Below are 1,769 nucleotides of genomic sequence, written 5' to 3'. Positions count from 1 at the left end.
GAGCCATCGTGCGCAAGGTGCTCATCGCCAACCGAGGCGAAATCGCTGTCCGCGTTGCCCGGGCCTGCCGGGACGCCGGGATCGCGAGCGTAGCCGTCTACGCCGATCCGGACCGGGACGCTCTGCACGTCCGCGCGGCCGACGAGGCGTTCGCGCTGGGCGGTGACACCCCGGCTGCCAGTTATCTGGACATGGCCAAGGTGTTGCAGGCCGCAAAGGATTCGGGTGCAGACGCCATCCACCCGGGCTACGGATTTCTCTCCGAGAACGCCGACTTCGCCCAGGCCGTGTCCGACGCCGGCCTGACCTGGATCGGCCCGCCCCCGCAAGCGATCCGCGACCTCGGCGACAAGGTCGCCGCCCGCCACATCGCACAACGCGCCGGCGCCCCCCTGGTGGCCGGCACCCCCGACCCCGTCTCCGGAGCCGACGAGGTCGTCGCCTTCGCCCGCGAACACGGCCTGCCGATCGCCATCAAAGCCGCCTTCGGCGGCGGCGGCCGCGGCCTGAAAGTCGCCCGCACCCTCGAAGAAGTACCCGAGCTCTACGACTCCGCCGTCCGCGAAGCCGTCGCAGCCTTCGGCCGCGGCGAATGCTTCGTCGAGCGCTACCTCGACAAGCCCCGCCACGTCGAGACCCAGTGCCTGGCCGACACCCACGGCAACGTCGTCGTCGTCTCCACCCGCGACTGCTCCCTCCAGCGCCGCCACCAGAAACTGGTCGAGGAAGCCCCCGCCCCGTTCCTGTCCGACGCACAGAACGCCGAACTCTACGCAGCCTCCAAAGCCATCCTGAAGGAAGCCGGCTACGTCGGCGCCGGCACGGTGGAATTCCTCGTCGGCACCGACGGCACCATCTCCTTCCTCGAGGTCAACACCCGCCTCCAGGTCGAACACCCGGTCACCGAAGAAGTCACCGGCATCGACCTCGTCCGCGAGATGTTCCGCATCGCCGACGGCGAGCCCCTCGGATACGACGACCCCGAACTGCGCGGCCACGCCATCGAGTTCCGCATCAACGGCGAAGACCCCGGCCGCAACTTCCTGCCCGCCCCCGGCACCGTCACCCTCTTCGCCCCACCCACCGGCCCCGGCGTCCGCCTCGACGCCGGCGTCGAGTCCGGCTCCGTCATCGGCCCTGCCTGGGACTCCCTGCTCGCCAAACTGATCATCACCGGCGCCACCCGCGAACAAGCCCTCCAACGCGCCGCCCGCGCACTGGCCGAGTTCAACGTCGAAGGCATGGCCACCGCCATCCCCTTCCACCGCGCCGTCGTCACCGACCCCGCCTTCGCCCCCGACAAGGGCCCCTTCACCGTCCACACCCGGTGGATCGAAACCGAGTTCGTCAACGACATCCCCGCCTTCACCCCGCCCGCGGACCTGGACACCGACGAGGAACCGGGCCGCGAGACCGTCGTGGTCGAGGTCGGCGGCAAGCGCCTGGAAGTCTCGCTGCCGTCCTCCCTGGGCATGACACTGGCCCGCACCGCCGCCGCCGGCGGCGCCAAGCCCAAACGACGGGCAGCCAAGAAGACCGGCACCGCCGCCTCCGGCGACACCCTCGCCTCCCCCATGCAGGGCACCATCGTCAAAATCGCGGTGGAGGAGGGCCAGGAGGTCAACGAGGGCGACCTCATCGTCGTCCTGGAAGCCATGAAGATGGAACAGCCCCTCAACGCCCACCGCTCCGGCACCATCAAGGGCCTGGCCGCCGAGGTCGGCGCCTCCGTCACCTCCGGCGCCACCATCTGCGAAATCAAGGACTGA

1 protein-coding gene is annotated in these 1,769 nt (G+C 70.1%); it reads left to right on the top strand.

The genetic code is table 11. The features are described from left to right. Positions 1 to 8 precede the first annotated feature (8 nt). Positions 9 to 1,769, top strand: a complete 1,761-nt coding sequence (locus AB0M62_RS34790; RefSeq protein WP_366078326.1) for a biotin carboxylase N-terminal domain-containing protein — start codon at positions 9 to 11, stop codon at positions 1,767 to 1,769.

The organism is Streptomyces sp. NPDC051219 (assembly GCF_040682335.1).
In the GTDB taxonomy this organism is placed as follows: domain Bacteria; phylum Actinomycetota; class Actinomycetes; order Streptomycetales; family Streptomycetaceae; genus Streptomyces.
The sequence above is the reverse complement of the archived record's forward strand: the minus strand, read 5'-3'. Positions and strand labels throughout refer to the sequence as shown.